We start from the raw sequence: 235 nt of genomic DNA, 5'->3' as shown, positions 1-235 counted from the left end.
AAAGATACACACTATCTATAATATTTTGGTTCTTTTTTAGTAAGTTAGCGCAGATAAAAAATATAAAGCTGAATGAATGTTTTTGATATTGTAATTGCCGTATTCTTAGTATTTGGATTTGCAAGAGGATTAATGAAAGGGTTTTTTTTTGAAGTTGCGTCCTTGGTAGCTTTGGTAGGTGGTGTCTGTGGGTCTATTCATTTCTCTTATTTTATAGGATATTTCTTAAAAGAAA

1 protein-coding gene is annotated in these 235 nt (G+C 29.8%); it reads left to right on the top strand.

The features are described from left to right. Window positions 1-72: 72 nt before the first annotated feature. Window positions 73-235, top strand: a 163-nt coding sequence (locus ACEWL1_RS12225; protein ID WP_409233574.1) for a CvpA family protein, incomplete at its 3' end; no start/stop codon positions are given.

The organism is Polaribacter gochangensis (assembly GCF_046224025.1).
GTDB lineage: Bacteria > Bacteroidota > Bacteroidia > Flavobacteriales > Flavobacteriaceae > Polaribacter > Polaribacter gochangensis.
The sequence above is the reverse complement of the archived record's forward strand: the minus strand, read 5'-3'. Positions and strand labels throughout refer to the sequence as shown.